Raw genomic sequence first — 18514 nt, 5'->3', positions numbered from 1 at the left:
ACCCGTGTCGCGATCGACCAGATTCGGAGCGTGACAGGCCGCGTAGTGCAGAAGGCGCAAAGAGAAACGGCCGGCTCCAAGGGAAACCGGCCGTCTGTTTACAGTCTGAGCCCTATTCGACTCTAGAAAGGGATCTCGTCGTCGAGGTCGGCCGAGAAGCTCTCGCGCGGGCCGCTAGGCTGGCTGCGCGGCGCGCCGCCACCATAGCCGCCACCGCCACCGCCGCCGCCGCTGGAGTAGCCGTCATCGCCACCGCCCGACGAGGCGCCTGCGCCGTCGGCGCGACCGCCCAGCATGGTCAGTTCACCCCGGAACTTCTGCAGCACGATCTCGGTGGAATACTTTTCGGCGCCGGTATTGTCGGTCCATTTGCGGGTCTGGATCGCGCCCTCGATATAGACCGTCGAGCCCTTGCGCAGATACTGCTCAGCTACCTTCACCAGATTGTCGTTGAAGATCACGACCCGGTGCCACTCGGTCTTTTCCTTGCGCTCGCCGGAGGTGCGATCGCGCCAGCTTTCCGAGGTGGCGATGCGCAGATTGGCGACGCGGTCACCGGAACCCAGGCTGCGGATTTCGGGATCGGCCCCGAGGTTGCCCACCAGAATGACCTTGTTGACGCTGCCCGCCATCGTTTCGACCTTGTTCTCGCCCGGCGACCTGCGCGCCGGAATCCGATCAAGACGTTAATGGAGTGACGCGGTCAACTCAATTTGTTCTCAATACGTTCTTGTGGACGGCGGACGTTTCGGGCGAATGGTGTTATTGCGCCGGCGCCTGGCGGATCGCACCCGGCACCGCCAGACGGCCGTCTCCGGTACGAACCAGCGACATGAAGCGCGCTCCGTCATAGGTCTGGCCCAGATAGATCCCTTCCTTTTCCAGGAAGATGAAGCTGCCCTGATACGACCCCGTGAGGTTCCGGTTAGGGCTGCCCATGCGCACAAAACGAATGCGCATCCCTTCGAGGGTCGCGGCGCACTGCTCCATGGACGCAACATTGCGCTCAACGGGATTGAAACGCAGCGTCTTGTCCTTGTTGGTCGCAACATGGAAGCAGACGCCCTTCTCGAAGGGGGCCTTGATCTGCTTTTCGCACGCGGTCAGGGCAAGACCTGCGGCGGCGACGGCGGCTGCAATCAGGATCGGACGGCGCATGGCGGTACTCGTCTTAGCCGGCGGCCGGGATCGAGCAGTTCGGTCCCTGGTCGATCACGGTGTGGAAGGAACGATTGTCGAACGATGCTTCAACACGGCCTGGAACCAGCCGCAGGGTTTCCTCGCCCCAGCGACCGTAGGTAGCCCCGCCCGGTCGCTCGCAGCGTCCGGCGAACAGGGTCTGGGCGCAGGCGTTCAGGGTGATGTCACCCGGAAGACGACGCCACTCGGCGCCGGCATAGCGCCAACAGGCCGCCAACGGTGCGCTGGAAGCGGTCGCGGCCGGCAAAGGCGCGGGGCCTGGCGTTACGGCCGATGGCGGCGGGGCCTCGATGGTCGGCGGCGGCAGCGGTGTCAGAACCGTGCCGGCCTGATCGGCGGCGGCAAGGGCGCCGGTCTCGTCGACACCGACATCCAGAGCGCCTGTGGCGACGCCATTCTTCTTGGCGCATTCGGCCAGGGTGGTCTCGCCGACGAACTGGCCACCGACGAAACAGCGTAGCGGCCGCGCCGGGTCCAGCTTGGTGTCGTCGGCTCGTCCCGTCTCGACAATCAGGCCGGCGCGGGAGGCCGGAGGCGGTTCCGTCGACTTGTCCTTGCCGCCCAGCAGCACGATGGCGATGCCGAGACCCGCCAGGAGCGCCAGCGCGGCGCCGCCCGCCAGAACGATGCGTCGGTCTTTCAGAAGTTCCATAAACACTGGCTACGACGCGATGATGGCGCTTTCAAGCGCCACAGGGCCTATCCGCCCGTCAAACGGTTCAGGGCAGCCTGATAATTCGAAATCTGGTTCTTGAGATAGGCCGGCACCGTGCCCCCGGTCTTGCCCGAGGTGGCGGCGGCGCTGCTGTCGATCCCCATCGCGATGTCGGCAATTTCGCGATAGGCGGTGCGCACGGACGACATAGAGCGCGTGATCACCGACGAGGCGTTCTTGCGACCCACCTCGTCTGACAGGTCCAGTTCGGGCGGCAGTTGCAGGCCAAACACCGGGCCGCCGCCATCGGCCGAAACCGTCTTGCCGCTCTCGACCTTGGTGTTGCGAACAACGCCGGCGGCCAGACCCAGGGCCTGAAGCACGTCAGTGCCGCCCTTCCCCGCCAGGACCTCGATCGTTGAGGTCGCATAGGCGGGACTGATCTTCAGCTTGCGGGCATTGCCGTCGCTGGACATATCGACCTTGGCCCGGAAGCCCGAGGCGCGCTTGATCTTGTCGGCCAGGGTTTCCAGCGTGTCCTTGGCGTCGATGGTAATCGTCGTCAGGGTACCGCGCTCCCGGGTGCGGATCTGGAAAGTATCCCCCGCGCGGGCGGCCGTCGCGGAGACCAGGCGCTCCGACTGGCTAAAATCCATATTGCCCTTGGGCAGGCCAAAGGCGTCGAGACTGCTGGAGCCAGCCTGGTCGACCGCGATAGAGGTCGGCTTCGCATAGCCGTCCTTGCCGGTCAGCCGCTGCGACCAGGACACCGCGCCCGTGGCGACGTCGATCTGCGCGACATAGCCATCCTTCTCCCCGACGGTCGTCTGACCTTCGAGATCCTTGCCCGCCGCGCCCACAAGCCACGCCGAGCCGTTTGAGACCGCCATTCCGGTCACAGTGTCGTCGCCCGTACCGCCATAATAGGCCAGCGTGTCGGCGCTGGTGTCCGTCAGATCAAGCGACAGGCGGCCCACAAAGCCATCCGAACCCCCCGATGCGCTGGTCGTGGTATTGCCAAGGCTCAGCGCGCCATTCGACGTATGACCGCCCACGTAAAGCTGGCCGCCATCGATCTTCAGCCCGACCATCTCGCCGCCCTTCAGGGAGCCCAGATCGCGCACCGCGCCCTCTGAAAGCGTGGCGGCCTTGGTGTAGGTAACGGGCGTCGTGACCGTCACGCCCGCAGACGTGACCGAAGTGGCGTTCTCGGTGACGATGGTCGGGGCTACGGTGAAGCTGCGCAGAATGGCGTTGCCGTTTTCCTTGCCGCCCACGACCACCTGAGAGCCGTTCACGACGATGTCCGAGACGGAGTCATTCTCGGCGGTGCCGAACTTCTGGGTGAACAGAGCCTTGGGGCCTCCGTTCAGATCTGTGGCGAAGGCCGTCAGATAGGAGTCGTACTCGCCGCCGGCGGCAGCCGTTGAACCTGGCAGATCGGACTTGGATCGCCCGCCGACATAGAGGATGCCGTCGGAGCCGAAAGCGACCGCTGTCGCCTCGTCTTCCAGCATGGCGCCGCGCCGTACCGTCCACTGTTCGTCGCCCTTGGCGTCGTAGCGCGTGACGAAGCTGTCGGTCTTGCCCGAGGTGGCGTCGGAATTGATCGGCCCATCAACAGCGCCTTGCAGCCGGCCTGTCACCGAGCCGGCGACAGCCACACTGCCGTCATCAGCGACTGCCAGGTTCAGGCCGCTCGCCGAGTCCGTGGCGCCCAGGCTGCGGGCATACAGAAGGTGGCCGGCCGAATCGTATTTGAGAAGCGCGACGTCCTGGTCGCCCTTGATCACCTGGCCGTTCACATCCTTGGTGACGTCGGCCAGCATGTAGATCGAACCGTCGGAGGCCGACACCGTCTTGCGAACGCTGGATATCGTGCCCTGCAGGGTCTCGGAGAAGACCTTGCCGCCAGGCTGCCCGCCTCCGGCGGCGCTGTACTTGGTCAGGGTATTCTCGATGACTGCGTCGTCGGTCTTGGTGTCCTTGTCCGGATCTGGATTGCCGGCGGCGGTCGTGATGTAGACGGCAGGCGACGCCGCCGTGGCGGTGAAGGTCAGTTGCTCAGTCGAGTCGCCCTTCACCCGCAGGGCGAAGTCGTCGCCGGTCGCGGGCAGCGTCACCGGCTGACCATTGACCTGCACCGTTCGGGTCTCGCCGACCTTGCGCTCAACGGCAAAGCTGGTCTCGAAGCCCTCGGCCTTGAGCTTGCCGTTCATGAAACTGACGACGTTGGACATCGTCCTGGGCGTTGCGCCCATTTGCGACAGGTCCATGGTCACGTTTGTAGTGGCGCCGAACTTCTTGACGGACAGGTCGAAGCTGACATTGCCCTGGAACTTGGGCACTTCGTCGTCGGACTGGCCACTGTAGATCGTGTCGGTGATGTAGCTGTAGACGCTCTTGGGCACGCCCACGGTCGAACGGTCGGTGGCCATCACCGCGCCTGGCGTCAGGCGCCCCTGATCCAGGCTCATGTTCTGGGTGTAGCTGGTGACTTCCGACAGTCCCTTGGTCAGGGCGGTCTGCAGCCTCTTGAGTTCGCTCTCGCTGACACCTTTCTCGGCTGCCCGCGCTGCGATCGCTGAAAGGGTGTTGAGCGCCTGATAGGTGGCGAAAAGCTTCTTGTAGTCGCCGCTTGCGCCCTTGAGGCTGGACGCGTTGCCGGCCTCATCGACGAACTTTCGGCCGCTCAAGGCGGCCTTGACCAAGGCGCTGGGCTCGGTCGAGCCGGACATCCACGGCGCCGTGGGCACAACGGCCTTGGATTTCGAAGGGGAGCTCACCGTCGCCGACGCGCCGTTCAGCTGGCCCGTGCGAGCCTGATAGTAGCCGAGCAGTGCGCTGGTATCGAAGGTGATCACGGCGGGTCCTGTCGGGGCGCGCGGAGCGCCCCGCTTATATTTGAACGCGTAACGCTGAAAACTCGTTAAGGCCTTTGGTTACGCGGCGATTAGGTGCGCTTCGGTCAAGCCGCGACGCGCCGCTTCGCGCAACTGACCCCACTCCGAGGCCATGATGCCCAGCAGCACGACATCGCGGGCAATGCCGTTCTTGAGAACATGCCCCCGCAGATAGCCTTCACGCCGAAATCCGGTCGCGACCTGAGCCTTCAGCGCGGCGTCATTGTCGGCCATCACCTCAGCAAAAACCTTGTGCAGGCCAAGCTCTCCGAAAGCGCGATCAAGCCCCAGCACCTGGGCGGCGCGGCCGACGCCGCGGCCTCTGGCCTCGGCCGAGCCCAGAAACCAGTTCCAACTCGCCCGGCGGTGATGACTCAGCAAGCCAGAGAGGGTCAAAAGGCCCGCAGGCGTGCCTGCTCGCGTGATCATCCAGCCGCGCATGTCAGGATCGTTGCGAAGGCCGTCAAACCAGGCGGCATGGGCGTCGCGGCTGGGGAAAGCGGCGTCCGACATCCAGCGATCGACTTCAGGTTCCGAGCGCCACTGAAACAGCACGCCCTCATCCTGATCCTGTAAACCGCGAAGGTCGATCATCCCGGCCGATTCCCCCTGACACCTTCTCAAAGCGTACCTTGCGCGCTGCCGATGGACTAGGGCGCTGACACGAAGTCTGCGCCTCAGGGCTAGCCGTTGAAGAGCTTCAGAATGATCTGCGGCGCCGAGTTGGCGATGGAGAGCGCCTGGGCGCCCAACTGTTGCTTTACCTGCAGGGCCTGCAAGCGAGCGCTTTCCTTGGCCAGGTCTGCGTCGACCAGGTTGCCCACACCGGTTTCCAGGACGTCCGACAGGCGGGAAACGAAGCTATGGTGAGCCTCGATCTGCTTGGCCTGGGTACCGATATTGCCGACGGCCTGGTTCACCGCGCCCATGGTGGCGTCAAGGCGGGTCAGGACGCTGGTGGCGTTGGTGACATCCAGGATGTCGTCGGTGGCGGTGAGGGTGTTGATCGTCCCGCCCAGCGACAGATTCTGCAGGTTTAGCGTGATCGCCGTAGCGGCGTCGGCGTCCGCCAGGAATGAGACATCAACACTCAGGCTGCCGTTCAGGAGGTTGGCGCCATCGAAGCTGGCGCTAGACAGAACCTGACTGAGATTCTTGACCAGTCCCTGGAAGTCGGCATTCAGAGCCTGGCGAGACTTGGTGGTGAGCGACGTGTCCTTGGCCGCCACGACCTTCTCGCGCATCAGGCTGAGCAGATCCGAGATCGATTCGCCCGCAGCCAGAGCGACATCGGCGACGGAGGTCGCTCGATCCAGGCTCATCTTGACGGCCGAAAGCGCGTTCATATCCGCGCGCTGTTCCTGGGCAATCGACCAGACCGCCGCGTTATCCTTGGCGCTTGAAACTGTCAGACCCGTATTGATGCGGGTTTGTACACCCTGCATGTCGTCGTTGGTCTTGTTCAGATTCTGCAGAGCGATCAGCGCGGGCTGATTGGTGTTGACGCTGAGCGACATTCGCGGCCTCCGATCGGAAATTTTTTCCGGGTTTGGTTCGCGCGCTTTTCAGCGAGCGAGCCCTCACGGAGCCAACCCTAAGATCAGAAGGTAAGGTTATGGTTAACGGAAATAAACCATAACGAGCTATCCCCGCGACGGTGCGCCGCAGGGTGAAAGCACGCGCCTGAGGCGCGTTAGGTCAGGCCGTCGTAAACGTCGCCTGGATCATAATTGGCGGCGTGCTTGAGTTTCAGCACGTCTTCCCGCGGCAGGATCTGCAGGGTTTCACCCGTTCGGCGATCCACGGTCTTGTAGATAAAGGCCCCGCTGTCCTCGTCCTGCTCGATCACCAGGCGGAGGTCGCCCGGCTGAGGCTCGGCCGAATCAGCGCGCGATTCGGAAACGACAACAGCGCCCGCGGATGGCTCCGGGGCGGTCACAATAGAATATTGCCCCGAAGGGACCGGATCGGCTGCGACGGCCGACAGAGCGGCTTTGGTTTCCATCTCTCCTTGCGCCATCGCCTACGCGGCGGCGTCCTCTGGTGGTGCGGGTTCTCCTCGCCTTCAAGCCTGAAAGAGACGGAGGCGGGCCCAGGGTGGACCCGCCTCCTCTGTTCGTTAGCGGAACAGGCTCAGGATGGACGACGAAGCTTGGTTCGCGATCGACAGCGCCTGCACACCCAGCTGCTGCTTGGTCTGCAGCGACTGCAGCTTGGCGCTTTCCTTGGCCAGGTCAGCATCGACCAGATTGCCCACGCCGGAGTCGAGGCTGTCCTGCAGCTTGCCGACGAAGGTCAGGTGGGTGTCCAGGCCAACCGAGCTGGTGCCCAGCGAGGCGAGCTTGTTGGTCGCGGTGCCCAGGGCCGTGCTCACCGTGGTGATCATGGTCTTGGCGGTGGCGGCGTCAGTGAAGCTGGACGCCGCCGTCAGGCCCAGGCCGACCAGCGACAGGGTCTTGGCGGTGACCGTGAAGCCCGAACCATCCGAGTTGGCCAGGAAGGTCAGCTTGGTGGTGGTGCCGTCGGCGATGCTGACGCCATTGAACTTCGCGTTCGTGGCGGCCTTGGTCACCTGATCGCGCAGGGATTCAAAGTCGGCCTTCAAGGCGTTGAAGCTGGCAGTGTTGAGCGAAGTGTCGGAAGCGGCCAAGGCCTTTTCCTTCATCTTGCCCAGCAGGTCGGTGATGGTGTCGCCGGCGGCCAGGGCCACGTCGATGGTCGACTGACCGCGCTGCAGCGAGTCCTTAACCGAGTTCAACGACGACGCCATAGAAGACTGGTTCTTGGCGGTCGCCCAGATGGCGCCGTTGTCCTTGGCGCTGGCCACCTTCTTGCCGGTGTTGATGCGCTGCTGGACGGTCGCCAGTTCCGAATTGGTGGAGTTCAGGTTTTGCAGCGCAATCAGCGCGCCGGCGTTCGTATTGATGCTGTTCATCGCCATTACGAAGGATCCTTTTCAAGGCAGGCCGACGTCATTTTGACAGTCGGGAGCATTTTGCTCTGGAGCCTAGGAAGCAATGACCGGGCCAAAGCTGCCGACCCGGCAAGATCCTACAAGCCATTGAAAAGTTTGCGTTATAGTTCTGTTTACGACAGAGACCCCCGGCAGAAGCTGCCGGGGGTCTCTGGTCGCAGGCAATTATTGCCGGGCACTAGGCGCCGGGTAAAGGAGGCGCCGGACGACCCGAAGGTCGTCCGGCGTGTCAGATCACTTGAACAGCGACAAGATCGATTGCGGCGTCTGGTTCGCGATCGACAGCGCCTGCACACCCAGTTGCTGCTTGGTTTGCAGCGACTGGAGCTTGGCGCTTTCCTTCGCCAGATCCGCGTCGACCAGATTGCCCACGCCCGCTTCCAGGCTGTCTTGCAGCTTACCAATGAAGGTCAGGTGCGTGTCCAGACCGACAGAATTGGTGCCCAGCGACGACAGCTTGTTGGTCGCGGTGGTGAGAGCAGTCGTGATCGTGGCAATCATCGTCTTGGCCGTAGCCGCGTCGGTGAAGGTCGAACCGGCCGCCAGGCCAATGCCGGTAAGGGACAGCGTCTTGGCGGTAACGGTGAAACCGACGCCATCGGCATTTGCCAGGAAGGTCAGAGCCGCCGTCGTGCCGTCAGCGATGCTGACGCCGTTGAACGTGGCATTCGTGGCCGCCTTGGTGATTTGATCACGCAGCGACTCGAAGTCTGCCTTCAGGGCATTGAAGCTCGCGGTGTTCAGCGAGGTGTCGGAAGCGGCCAGGGCCTTTTCCTTCATCTTGCTGAGCAGATCAGTGATCGTATCGCCAGCTGCGAGTGCAACATCGATCGTCGACTGACCGCGCTGGAGGGAATCCTTCACGGCATTCAACGAACTCGAATTGCTGCTCTGCAGCTTGGACATCGACCAGATCGCGCCATTGTCTTTGGCGTTGGCGACCTTCTTGCCGGTGTTGATGCGGCCTTGGGTTGTTGCAAGCTCCGAGTTGGTCGAGTTGAGGTTTTGCAGTGCGATGAGCGCACCAGCATTGGTGTTGATTGAGTTCATCATAGGTCACCTACCGTTTTGGTCGGATTTCTCCGGCGCGAGCCGGCTGGGCGTTTTGCCTACGGTAACCATCGCAAGGGGCGGGCCAGCTGGACGCACCATGGCGTCCAAATCTAAGCCTATGATTTTTATAAGTTTTTTATGGAATTGATCCGGAAACGAAACCGCCCGACGAATGCAACATTCGCCGGGCGGCAGGAACTACCTAAATGAGCTGGGCAATTGGCGCCTGATGGTTCAGGCGCCCTCGACGCGTCCCGCCAGGCCTTGCATGATCGTGCGGTTGATATCGATCAGCGGCTCAAAATCCTCCTCCTTGCGCATGACCGCGCTGGAGTGGCGACCGACCCAAAGGCTGAGTGAAATGATGCTTGCGCGCAGTTCGGGCGCGAGCGAATTTTCGGGCAGCGAGCAGTCGGTGGCCATCGCCGACCAAACCCGGCGATTCCAGTCGAGTGCGTCGATCCGCTTTGCGATATCGTCCTCTGGAGCCTGCGACGCGTCCATAAGGGCGCGCGTCACCTGCCCGAAAAGGCGATACTCCAGCTCACGCGGATTTTCAGCCCTCGTCGCCGCCTGCTGATAGGCTCGAAGAGACATGCCCCAACCTCTCGTCTTCGTACTCGATCAATTTTCGGCTCAACATGAGCGCTTTATAGTATTCGCGCGCCATGACGTGCTTTGAGATCGCGATGCAATCGGCCAGCACGGCCGGGTTGCGCACCACACTCATGAACTCGTTCAGGCGCGTGGCAAAGTCCTCGTAGAACCGTTCCGCGACACTTTCTTCCAGGTACATCATCATGACGGGGAAGTAGATGCGACGCGATGGCGTCGTCACCTGATCCGGCTGCATGATATCCTTTTCCCGAAGGACGGAGGCTTTGTTCTGGAGCACGAGAACGCCGCGACGGTCGCCATTCTGGACCACCGCACCGTTCAACACGAACTTCTCGCCGGGCTTCAGCGAAAGCTTCAAAGGCACGTTATGCCGCTCCTCTTTGCAATCGCCACGGCAGCCCGGTCCGCCAGGATCGGCGGGTCGAGATAAAGTTAGGCCGGGTCGGGTTAACGCTGTCTTGCTGACCCTGCGACCGTGAGCCGCAGCTTAGGACTCAGTTAAACATACTGCCTCACAGGATGGTTAACTCCAAATCCGCAAGGCTTACCTAATGTCCCGCAAACGCGCCCTCGAGGGTTCCGGCAGCACGCTGGCCCAGCAGGAGATCACTGCGGCGGCGATCGTCCAGCGAGGAATCGCTGGAACGACCATGGGTGATTCTGCCTCGCTCGAGGCCCTCGCAAGGCTCGACCGCGCCGCCAGCGAGCTCAAAAACCGCGAAACAGCCCGTCTGCTTGGTCAGGCGATTGCGGCGATCCACTCACGCGACTTCCAGAAAGCGGATTCGCTGGCGCTGGAAGTGCTGGAAAAGGATGAGCGGCAAGGCGTCGCCTGGCACGTCCTGGCCATCGCCCGCGAAAAGAACGGCGACTTTGTCTCCTCGATGCGCGCCTACGAGGCGGCGCTGCAGTTGTTGCCGGACCACGGCCCCGTCGCGGGCGACCTTGGGCGACTGGCCTATCGTATGGACATGCCGGAACTGGCGGCGAAGTTCTTCGCGCACTACCGGTTGGCCCGCCCCGACTGCGTGGAAGCGACCAACAATCTGGCCTGCGCCCTTCGCGACCTCAATCAATGCTCCGAAGCCATCGACATTCTTCGGCCAACCATCATGGCCGATCAGAGCCAGCCGATCCTCTGGAACACCCTGGGCACCGTGATGTGCAGCCTGGGCGATGGTCAGCAGGCCCTCACCTTCTTCGACGAAGCGCTTCGCCTCGCCCCCGATTTTGGCAAGGGCTATCACAACCGGGCCTATGCCCGCCTTGATCTGGGCGATGTCCCGGGCGCCCTCGAGGATTGTGAGGCGGCCATTGCTCACGTCGACTCTGCTGAAGACTTGGCCATGATGCAGTTTGCCAGGTCGACGATTCTTCTCTGCCTGGGCCGCGTCAGCGAAGGTTGGGATGCCTACGAGTCGCGCTTCTCGCCCGACCTGTCCGACGCGCCGCGTTTCCTGATCGACGCACCGCGTTGGTCGGCTGACCAGCCCTTGGCAGGCAAGCACATGATGATCTGTGCCGAACAGGGTCTTGGCGACGAAGTGATGTTCGCCAACATGTTGCCCGACGTCCTGGACGCCATCGGCCCCGAAGGCGCGCTGTCGATCGCCGTCGAGCAACGCCTGATCCCGCTTTTTCAGCGCTCTTTTCCCAGCACCGAGGTCACCGCACACCGAACGGTGACCTTTGAAGGTCGCGTGCGTCGCACGGCGCCCCACATCTCCGACTGGAGCAAGATCGACCAGTGGGCTCCGATCGGCTCACTGCTGCCGGTGCTGCGCCCGTCGGTGGAGTCGTTCCCAAAGCGCCCCAACTTCCTGGTGGCGGATCCCGAGCGCGTCGCCCATTGGCGCAAGCAACTCGAAGCCGCGCCCAAGGGCCCCAAGGTCGGCTTGCTCTGGAAGAGCCTCAAGCTGAATGGCGAGAGGGCGCGCCAATTCTCGCCCTTCGACCTGTGGCGCCCGATCCTTGAAACGCCCGGTGTCACCTTCGTCAATCTGCAGTACGGCGACTGCGATGAAGAGATCGCCTACGCCAAGGCTGAGTTCGGGGTGGATATCTGGCAGCCCGAAGGCATCGATCTGAAGAAGGATCTCGATGACGTCGCCGCGCTGTGCTGCGCCATGGATCTGATTATCGGCTTCTCGAATGCGACCATCAACCTGGCCGGCGCCTGCGGGGCCAATGTCTGGCAGATCAGCGGCGCGGCTTCCTGGACCCGCCTCGGCACGGAAAGCCTGCCTTGGTACCCGCAGATCCGCTGCTTCTCCTCGTCGGACTATTACGACTGGTCGCCCACGATGCAGGACGTGGCTCACACGCTGGCGGAAACCTATCCCGGCTAGGGAACGCTGCGACTGCGGCGGGATTGTTTCAGGGCGGCAGGCGCATGGCCTCGCTGTTTCTGGAGATTCCCCATGGCTGAGCTGGACATCGACGACGCTCCCGACGCGCAAGACACCGCCGAGGTTCTGGATGAAACTCATCTGACACCCGACGGCGAGGATATCGCCAATTTCGACGAGCTCGCCGACGTCTATGATGTCACCCAGGCCGATGGCGACGCCGATGAGAGTGAGATCGAAGAAGACTTCGACGTCCTCGACGATACCGAGCTGGCCGACCTCGAAGATGAAATCGAAGGGGCGCGCGACGACGAAGGCCTGAACGTCGAGCGCGAACCCCTCGACACGCTTCCCGGGCGTGAAGCCTCATAGAAACCGCCTCGTCATTTGGTTTCAATTCCGCACGCTCTTGCCAAGCGCGCGCCGCCCGGTAGTTTGGACGCTTGTTTTGAACACTTGTTCGAGACCGGATCGATCCGGCAGAGGGTGGGTATGCGACAGCGCTTCGAAGGCACTTCCGACTATGTGGCAACCGAGGACCTCAAGGTCGCGGTCAACGCCGCCGTGGCGCTTGAGCGTCCACTTCTGATCAAGGGCGAACCCGGCACCGGCAAGACCGTTCTGGCCTACGAGGTCGCCAAGGCCATGGGCGCGCCACTGCTGACCTGGCACATCAAGTCCACGACAAAGGCTCACCAAGGCCTCTACGAATATGACGCTGTCACCCGCCTGCGCGACAGCCAGCTGGGCGAAGAGCGCGTCAAGGACGTCCGGAATTACATCAAGAAGGGCAAGCTCTGGGAGGCGTTCGAGGCGCCCGTGCGCCCCGTCCTGCTGATCGACGAGATCGACAAGGCCGACATCGAATTCCCAAACGATCTGCTGCAAGAGCTGGATCGGATGGAGTTCTATGTCTACGAGACCGGCGAGACGATCTCGGCCAAGGTTCGCCCGATCATCATCATCACCTCCAACAACGAGAAGGAACTGCCGGACGCTTTCCTGCGCCGCTGTTTCTTCCACTACATCCGCTTCCCCGAGGAGGCGACGATGCAGGCGATCGTCGACGTTCACTATCCAGGCATCAAACAGAAGCTCGTCGCCGAGGCCCTGCGGATCTTCTACGACATGCGCAAGGTTCCGGGCCTGAAGAAGAAGCCTTCGACGTCCGAACTCCTGGACTGGCTGAAGCTGCTGATGGTCGAGGACATTGACGAGAGCATCCTGCGCGAGAAGGATCCGACCAAGCTGATCCCGCCGCTGCATGGCGCCCTGCTCAAGAACGAGCAGGATGTCCACCTGTTCGAGCGCCTGGCCTTCCTGGCCCGACGTGAAGGCGCGGGTGGTCGTCCAGGGCAGTAGGCCTTACCTGGAATTCACTGGACGAGTAGCGCAACGGCCCTCACCTTCCCGCTCAAATCAGAGGGATGGTCATGCGTCATTCGACTTGGATCGCTGTGTTGGCCGCCACCAGCGCCCTGGTGCTGGCGGGGTGTCAGCGCAGCGAAACGGTGAAGGCCGAAAAGCACGAGCGTCATCTTAGCCGCGATCCAGTCCGGACGATCTCCAAGCTTGATTGTCCGGAACGGCAGGGCGATCTGAAGCGTGTCAGCGCCGCGGCCGACGGTCTATCGTGCGCCTATGCCGGCGTCGACGCCGATGTCCTGCTGCAGCTGGTGCCGCTGAACAATGGCGACGCCGAGGGCGCCCTGGCGCCCATCGAGACCGAGCTCAAGGCGCTGATGCCCGCGCTGAAGCCGGTGACTGACCAGAAGCCGGGTGAAAAGTCCGAGCGCAACAAGACCAGGATCCATCTGCCGGGCCTGCGGATCGACGCGAGCGACGACGGGGCCGACATCAAGATCGGCCACATCACGATCAACAGCAACGAAGGCGGCTCCTCCGAGGTCAAGATCGACAAGAACGTCACGGTGAAGGGCGACGACCGCAAGGAAACGGTCAGCATCTTTGCCGATGACGGCGAGACCGGAGACGGCGCGGTCAACATCCGGGCCGGTGACGACGGCGCCGAGATCCGTCACAGCAAGGGCGGCGACTCGATCCGCTCGACCCTGATCCTGGCCAGTGACAAGGCGCCCAGCGGCTACCGCGTGGTCGGCTACGAGGCGCGCGGACCCAAGGGGGGCCCGCTCGCCGTCGCCACCATCAAGGCCAAGAACCGCGATTCCGGCGACCATGACGTGTTCAAGGACATGAAGGCCCTGGTGCGTCACAACGTCGGCGGCTGACCTCAGGCCGGGACCGGAACGACCTCCATCACCTTGTAGGTCAAGGGCCGGCCATCCTCGTCGGTCACGGTGACATATTCGCCCAGGGCGAACCTGTGCTCACCCAGCCGGTGAACCGGCTCGTCATCGGCGCTATCTGAATTGTCGTAGTCGAAAAACCAGCGCGCTCCCTTGCGCGCCAGCAGGCCATCCACGGCGTCCTCATCGGGCGTGAAACGGCGGACGCTGCAGGCCGCCTTGCTCTTGGCGTAGGCGGCCTCGTCAAGATGACCGTCGGCGGTCAGGGGCGCGGTCAGGGCGTAGCCGCGATGATCGTCGCCGCCGGCGAACTCGGTGCCAGGATTGCGGGCAAGGCGCATCACGATGCGAGACAGGGACATTTAAGCCTCCCTTGAAGGAATGACGGACAGGTTAGTGCGACAGGAACAGCGAAGGACCATCGCTGTTCAGGAGGCTGCGGGTCGTGCCGCCGAAGATGAACTCCTGCAGACGCGGGTGTCCGAAGGCCCCAGCGACCAGGAAATCGGCGCCGGCCTCGCGGGCCGTCCCCAGCAACAGCCCCGCAGCGTCGCCGGTTCCCGGCAGGGTCTGGCTTGTCGCAGTGACGCCGCGAACGCTGAGAAACTCGACCAGCCGCGCAAGATCAAAATTGCGCGACGATGCGCCGGGCGCGCCAGCGACGATCACCGACGAAGCCTTTTGCAGCAGCGGCAAGGCGGTGCGCATTGCCCGGCTGGCTTCCTTGCCGCCGTCCCAGGCGACCACGGCGACGCCGCCGACCTTGAGGCCAGGCCGAGCGACGATGATCGGGCGCTGCTCGTCGGCGACCAGTTGCTGGAACGCCTCGGCTAGGGGGCCCTTGCCGCGCGCCGAGGCGCTGTCGAAAACGATGACGTCCGAGAGGCGGCCTTCCATGGCCAGACCCGCCCAGACAGGCGATTCCAGGCTGATGACACGGGTCCGCGAATAACCGATCTCGGCCGCCAGAGCCGCGACAGAGCGGGCGCCTTCCACGGCGGCTTCCTTCAGGCTTTCCAGCGCGGTGACCTGCACCCCGCCCATGAAGCCCTCGCCCATCCAGGGCATCAGGTCGGCGATGTCCGCCGGCGCGTGAACACAGGCGAGTTCCGCCTCGAACGCCTTTGCCAGGGTGGCCGCCGACGCCAGGAGATCCCGGTCGGCCTGTGCTCCTGCCAGGGGAGCCATAATTCTTTCCCAACTCATGATCGAACTCCTTTGGAGCGCATTTCCACAGGTGAGGCGGTACCCATCATTGATCTTTGTCAACCGATGGGTCAGTCAGTCCACCTTCACCGTAAGGAACGATCTCGTGGCCAAAGGGCTGCATAGGGGTGCGGCGCCCCGCGCTTGGCAGAGAATGCTCTCCGGCCGGAGGCTGGACCTGCTTGACCCGTCGCCCATGGACATCGAGATCGAGGACATTGCCCACGGCCTGGCCCGGGTGGCCCGCTGGAACGGTCAGACCATTGGCGAGCATGGCTTTTCGGTCGCCCAGCACAGTCTGGTGGTCGAGGAGATCGCCGCCCACATCAAGCCCGACCTTGAGCCGAAGTGGCGACTTGCGGCCCTGCTGCATGACGCCTCCGAATATGTGATCGGCGACATGATCAGCCCGTTCAAGGCCGCGCTGGGCGTCAGCTACAAGGATTTCGAGGCCCGGCTGGAAGACGCCATCCACATCCGCTTTGGTCTGCCGGTCAAGACGCCGCCGGCCATCAAGAAGCTGCTCAAGCAGGCCGACCGGGCCTGCGCCTTCTTCGAGGCCACCCAGCTGGCCGGGTTCGAGCACGCCGAATCGCTGGCCATCTTCGGCGCGCCGCCGGCCGGCTACGAGCTGCTGATCAAGCCGCAGCCGCCGTTCGAGGCCCAGGCCCACTATGTTCAGCGCTTCCATGTGCTGTCGCGGGCCGCCGGTTTCGAATCCGCGCCCAACGCCGCGTTCGAGACCGAATGACAGCGTCCGTCGTCATCGGGCTTTCGGCCGTCGTCGTCGCCATCCGCGATGGCGAGGCCGTGGTCCTGACCGTTCGGCCGCATGACGCTGTCACCGATGTCGCCTCGCCCCTGCCCGGCCTGCCGTTCGGCCCGTTCGACCCGGAGGGACACCGCACCTTCGAACTGGGCCTGCGGGCCTTCGTCACCGAGCAGACCCGGTTCCAGCTGGGCTATGTCGAGCAGCTCTACACCTTTGGCGACAAGGGCCGCGACGCGCCCCGGGCCGAGGTCGGGGCCGGCGCGGCGCGCGTCGTCTCCGTCGGCTATCTGGGCCTGACGCCTGACGCCATCGACACCGACGCCCCCGACACCGTCTGGGCCCCGTGGTCGCGGTTCTTCCCCTGGGAGGACTGGCGCCAGGGTCGTCCCGCCCTGCTGGATTCCGTGCTGGCCCCGGCCCTGAAGCGCTGGGCGGCCGATGACGCGGGCAAGTGGTCCCGCGCCCGCCTGGCCTTCGCCCTGGACGGCGCGCCGTGGAACGAGGAGCGGGTTCTGGAGCGCTACGAGCTGCTCTACGAAGCCGGCCTGGCCCCCGAGGCCGCCCGCGACCAGGCCCGGGCCGACGGCGACGATCCGGCCGAGCCCGCCGCCCTGTCGGCGGCCCTGGGCGAGCCGATGATCTCCGATCACCGCCGCATCCTGGCGACGGGCCTGTCGCGGCTGCGGGGCAAGATCAAATATCGCCCTGTGGTATTCGAACTGACCCCCGACGAGTTCACCCTCTCGACCCTGCAGCGCACCGTCGAGGCCATCGCCGGGGTCCCGCTGCACAAGCAGAACTTCCGCCGCGTGGTCGAGCGCGAGGAACTGGTCGAAGGCCTGGGGCGCCTGGACGCCGAGACCGGCGGGCGTCCGGCCGAACTGTTCCGCTTCCGCCGCGAGATGCTGACGGCGCGTCCGGCCAGCGGGCTCAGCCTGCCGCTGCTGCGGGACTGAGCCGCTACTCCGCTGCGTCGCGGATTTCGACCGGAGCCTCCGCCGCCTGACGCGCCCGCCATCTTGCCTTCAGGGTATGAGAGGTGTCCCGCGATCCGTCAGGGCTCCAGCCGGGTGGGCCGAACACATAGCCCAGCACTTCGCGCGGCGACTTGCTGCTGGCCAGATCCTTGCCGATACCGATCCATTCGTGAAACACGTTGTGGAACAGGTTGAAATTGCCCAGGTTCTTGACCGTGCCATAGCGGCAGGCCTCTTCGTCGACCTCGGGGATGAAGGTGCCGAACATCCGGTCCCAGATGATCAGGATGCCGGCGTAGTTGGCGTCCAGATAGCGGGCGTTGCGGGCGTGATGCACCCGGTGATGGGAGGGCGTGTTGAACACGGCCTCGAACCAGCGCGGCATGCGCTTGACCGCCTCGGTGTGGATCCAGAACTGATAGACGAGGCTGATGCCCTTCTGGATCGCCACCATGGCAGGCGGAAAGCCCAGAAACACCAGCGGAAGCCAAAGCAGCCACGTGCCGGCCACCCCGCCCGTCCAGGTCTGCCGCAGGGCGGTCGACAGGTTGTAGTGGGTCGAGGTGTGGTGATTGACGTGGCTGGCCCACCAGAACCGCCGCTCATGGGAGAGGCGGTGGAACCAGTAATAAGTGAAGTCTTCGGCGAAGAAGATGATCACCCAGGCCCAGACCGCCGTCATCGGGATGGTGAAAATCCGGTGGTGATACACCCAGACGGTGGCGGCAACGATCAGCCCACCGGTCAGCAAGCCGGCGATCGTGCTGCCCAGACCCATGGACAGCGACATGGCCGTGTCGCGGGTTTCGTAATTGGCCCTGGCCTTGCCCATCCGGGCCAGAACGATCTCAAGGATGATCGCCAGGATGAAGAACGGGATCGCCATCTGGACGGGATCGAACTCGGCCTTCATGCAACATACTCCTTCTGGGCCGCCAGGGTCTGGGGTGGCCAGACATTATCGGCGACCGCCAGCACTGGCGCGGCGTCGCCGGTCTTCAGGACCAACCGGCCATTCTTCGACTGCGCTGCGGCCACAGCGGACCAGGCCAGGTCGCGGGCGACATAGCCGTCGCCCCGCTTCCATAGGACCAGCACCGTGTCGCCATCTCGCGCCAGGGCCCCACGGCCGTCGGCCGAGATCCAGGTGGCGGTGGGGTGACGGTCAGGAAACTCCTGGGCCAGCAGCGCGGTGAGGCCCGCCGCATCGAGCGCAGGCGTCGGCCGGGGGATGCCCGCCAAGGCCGCTATGCCGACGAGCACGCTGATCGCGATCGCCGAACCGATAAGCTGTATCAGCATCGCCTTGTCCAAGCTGACGCCGCCCTCCCCGTAGTTTTGCGACAACGTCGGGCCCTAGGTGATCGCCGTCAAGTGATCTGGTTGTTCCGACACCTGGACACGACCTCGCCACCTCGCGCGGGGAGCCGCCTAGGGGGTGGACAGGGTCGCGGAGCGGCCGGACGCCGTCACGTTTGAGGTCATTGCGTGTCAGCGCAGCAACGGGGCCCAAAGGTCACGGCATGGGTGACGGGACCGTC

21 protein-coding genes are annotated in these 18514 nt (G+C 63.9%); 6 read left to right on the top strand and 15 right to left on the bottom strand.

The annotated features are described in order from the left end of the window. Positions 1-122: 122 nt before the first annotated feature. The 11 genes from ssb to flbT all read right to left on the bottom strand — a co-directional run bounded on the left by ssb (position 123) and on the right by flbT (position 9767). Positions 123-632 (bottom strand): single-stranded DNA-binding protein, encoded by a 510-nt coding sequence (gene ssb / locus ACN2C8_RS08315; protein WP_419255380.1) that lies wholly within the window; start codon positions 630-632, stop codon positions 123-125. Between the two features lie 130 nt (positions 633-762). Continuing rightward, positions 763-1158: a hypothetical protein gene (locus ACN2C8_RS08310; RefSeq protein WP_419255379.1), complete on the bottom strand. Its 396-nt coding sequence runs from the start codon at positions 1156-1158 to the stop codon at positions 763-765. A 13-nt stretch (positions 1159-1171) separates the two neighbouring features. Then, positions 1172-1852 (bottom strand): hypothetical protein, encoded by a 681-nt coding sequence (locus ACN2C8_RS08305; RefSeq protein WP_419255377.1) that lies wholly within the window; start codon positions 1850-1852, stop codon positions 1172-1174. Between the two features lie 47 nt (positions 1853-1899). After that, the gene (locus tag ACN2C8_RS08300) at positions 1900-4719 is read right to left on the bottom strand and encodes a hypothetical protein (RefSeq protein WP_419255376.1); all 2820 of its coding nucleotides are present in this window, start codon (positions 4717-4719) and stop codon (positions 1900-1902) included. A gap of 78 nt (positions 4720-4797) precedes the next feature. Then, positions 4798-5352 carry a GNAT family N-acetyltransferase gene (locus ACN2C8_RS08295; RefSeq protein ID WP_419255374.1) on the bottom strand — a complete coding sequence of 185 codons (555 nt, stop codon included), beginning with the start codon at positions 5350-5352 and terminating at the stop codon, positions 4798-4800. A gap of 89 nt (positions 5353-5441) precedes the next feature. Next, positions 5442-6275, bottom strand: coding sequence for a flagellin (locus ACN2C8_RS08290; protein WP_419255373.1), 834 nt, complete (start codon positions 6273-6275; stop codon positions 5442-5444). A 176-nt stretch (positions 6276-6451) separates the two neighbouring features. Continuing rightward, complete coding sequence (locus ACN2C8_RS08285) at positions 6452-6763, bottom strand: hypothetical protein (RefSeq protein WP_419255371.1); 312 nt, start codon at positions 6761-6763, stop codon at positions 6452-6454. A 114-nt stretch (positions 6764-6877) separates the two neighbouring features. Further along, on the bottom strand, positions 6878-7699 hold the full coding sequence (locus ACN2C8_RS08280; RefSeq protein WP_419255370.1) for a flagellin: 822 nt from the start codon (positions 7697-7699) through the stop codon (positions 6878-6880). A gap of 267 nt (positions 7700-7966) precedes the next feature. After that, entirely contained in the window at positions 7967-8785 is an 819-nt protein-coding gene (locus ACN2C8_RS08275; RefSeq protein WP_419255369.1) for a flagellin, read from the bottom strand. A gap of 234 nt (positions 8786-9019) precedes the next feature. Next, positions 9020-9382 (bottom strand): flagellar biosynthesis regulator FlaF, encoded by a 363-nt coding sequence (flaF, locus tag ACN2C8_RS08270; protein ID WP_419255368.1) that lies wholly within the window; start codon positions 9380-9382, stop codon positions 9020-9022. Further along, entirely contained in the window at positions 9342-9767 is a 426-nt protein-coding gene (flbT, locus tag ACN2C8_RS08265; protein ID WP_419255367.1) for a flagellar biosynthesis repressor FlbT, read from the bottom strand. The genes flaF and flbT overlap by 41 nt, the downstream gene beginning before the upstream one ends. 187 nt (positions 9768-9954) lie before the next feature. On the opposite strand from flbT, the gene ACN2C8_RS08260 reads away from it, so the two are divergent. The 4 genes from ACN2C8_RS08260 (at position 9955) to ACN2C8_RS08245 (ending at position 14000) form a co-directional block, all read left to right on the top strand. Further along, positions 9955-11751 carry a tetratricopeptide repeat protein gene (locus ACN2C8_RS08260; RefSeq protein ID WP_419255365.1) on the top strand — a complete coding sequence of 599 codons (1797 nt, stop codon included), beginning with the start codon at positions 9955-9957 and terminating at the stop codon, positions 11749-11751. A 72-nt stretch (positions 11752-11823) separates the two neighbouring features. Continuing rightward, positions 11824-12123 (top strand): hypothetical protein, encoded by a 300-nt coding sequence (locus ACN2C8_RS08255; RefSeq protein WP_419255364.1) that lies wholly within the window; start codon positions 11824-11826, stop codon positions 12121-12123. A 120-nt stretch (positions 12124-12243) separates the two neighbouring features. Beyond that, entirely contained in the window at positions 12244-13113 is an 870-nt protein-coding gene (locus ACN2C8_RS08250; RefSeq protein WP_419255362.1) for an AAA family ATPase, read from the top strand. A 71-nt stretch (positions 13114-13184) separates the two neighbouring features. Further along, positions 13185-14000, top strand: coding sequence for a hypothetical protein (locus ACN2C8_RS08245; protein ID WP_419255360.1), 816 nt, complete (start codon positions 13185-13187; stop codon positions 13998-14000). Positions 14001-14002: 2 nt separating this feature from the next. On the opposite strand, the gene ACN2C8_RS08240 is transcribed toward ACN2C8_RS08245, so the two are convergent. Continuing rightward, positions 14003-14380 carry a hypothetical protein gene (locus ACN2C8_RS08240; RefSeq protein ID WP_419255359.1) on the bottom strand — a complete coding sequence of 126 codons (378 nt, stop codon included), beginning with the start codon at positions 14378-14380 and terminating at the stop codon, positions 14003-14005. Between the two features lie 31 nt (positions 14381-14411). After that, positions 14412-15224 (bottom strand): universal stress protein, encoded by an 813-nt coding sequence (locus ACN2C8_RS08235; protein ID WP_419255358.1) that lies wholly within the window; start codon positions 15222-15224, stop codon positions 14412-14414. Positions 15225-15330: 106 nt separating this feature from the next. Between ACN2C8_RS08235 and ACN2C8_RS08230 the strand changes: the two genes are divergently transcribed. Further along, positions 15331-15975: a YfbR-like 5'-deoxynucleotidase gene (locus tag ACN2C8_RS08230; protein WP_419255357.1), complete on the top strand. Its 645-nt coding sequence runs from the start codon at positions 15331-15333 to the stop codon at positions 15973-15975. Further along, complete coding sequence (locus ACN2C8_RS08225) at positions 15972-16952, top strand: NUDIX hydrolase (protein ID WP_419255356.1); 981 nt, start codon at positions 15972-15974, stop codon at positions 16950-16952. Before ACN2C8_RS08230 ends, ACN2C8_RS08225 begins: the two co-directional genes overlap by 4 nt. A gap of 4 nt (positions 16953-16956) precedes the next feature. Here ACN2C8_RS08225 and ACN2C8_RS08220 read toward each other — a convergent pair whose 3' ends face one another. Both ACN2C8_RS08220 and ACN2C8_RS08215 read right to left on the bottom strand, forming a co-directional pair. Next, a complete protein-coding gene (locus ACN2C8_RS08220; protein WP_419255355.1) occupies positions 16957-17886 on the bottom strand; it encodes a sterol desaturase family protein in 930 nt (309 codons plus the stop codon). Further along, entirely contained in the window at positions 17883-18275 is a 393-nt protein-coding gene (locus ACN2C8_RS08215; protein ID WP_419255354.1) for a hypothetical protein, read from the bottom strand. The genes ACN2C8_RS08220 and ACN2C8_RS08215 overlap by 4 nt, the downstream gene beginning before the upstream one ends. Positions 18276-18514: the final 239 nt, after the last annotated feature.

It is taken from the genome of Caulobacter sp. ErkDOM-C, assembly GCF_048541825.1.
Taxonomy (GTDB): Bacteria; Pseudomonadota; Alphaproteobacteria; order Caulobacterales; family Caulobacteraceae; genus Caulobacter.
This window is presented reverse-complemented; position numbering and strand designations above follow the sequence as displayed.